This is a genomic window from Streptococcus sp. UBA632 (genome assembly GCF_002300045.1).
GTDB classification, from domain to species: domain Bacteria; phylum Bacillota; class Bacilli; order Lactobacillales; family Streptococcaceae; genus Streptococcus; species Streptococcus alactolyticus.
This window is the reverse complement of record NZ_DBPA01000010.1, coordinates 1-741: the sequence shown is the minus strand read 5'-3', so window position 1 is coordinate 741 and position 741 is coordinate 1. Positions and strand designations below refer to the sequence as shown.

1 pseudogene is annotated in these 741 nt (G+C 42.6%); it reads left to right on the top strand.

Going from position 1 to position 741, the window contains the following annotated elements:
- Positions 1–679: pseudogene (locus B3473_RS01025) on the top strand (carbamoyl-phosphate synthase large subunit); the annotation flags it as partial.
- Positions 680–741 lie beyond the last annotated feature (62 nt).

Here is a 741-nt window from a genome sequence, read left to right as displayed (position 1 = left end):
CCCTCGTGCCAGCCGTACCGTGCCATTCCTTTCTAAAGTAACAAATATCCCAATGGCGCAAGTAGCTACCCAATTGATTCTTGGTAAATCATTAGCTGACCTTGGTTACAAAGATGGGCTTTATCCTGAGTCTGACTTTGTACACGTCAAAGCACCAGTCTTCTCATTCACTAAACTAGCCAAGGTAGATAGCCTTCTTGGTCCTGAAATGAAATCAACTGGTGAGGTTATGGGTTCAGACCAAACCCTTGAAAAAGCTCTTTACAAAGCCTTTGAAGCGTCTTACTTCCACTTGCCAGCCTTTGGTAACGTTGTCTTTACGGTATCTGATGATAGCAAAGAAGAAGCTCTTAGTTTGGCGAAACGCTTTGCCAACGTTGGTTACAGCATCTTTGCAACACAAGGAACAGCGGACTTCTTTGCCAAACACGGTTTAGATGCAACAGTGGTTAATAAACTCGGTGAAGATGATGATAACGATATTCCTGCTCTTGTTCGTACAGGAAAAGTTCAAGCTATTATCAATACTGTTGGTACTAAGAGAAGTTGTGACGAAGATGGTGCTGCTATCCGTAGCTCTGCTATTGAACACGGTGTGCCACTCTTTACCGCTTTGGATACCGCAGATGCTATGATTCGTGTGCTTGAAAGCCGCAGCTTCACAACTCAAGCCATCTAAAGTTAATAAAACTATATCGAAAGAGGAGATTCTCAAAATCTTCTCTTTTTCTACCATTTGTC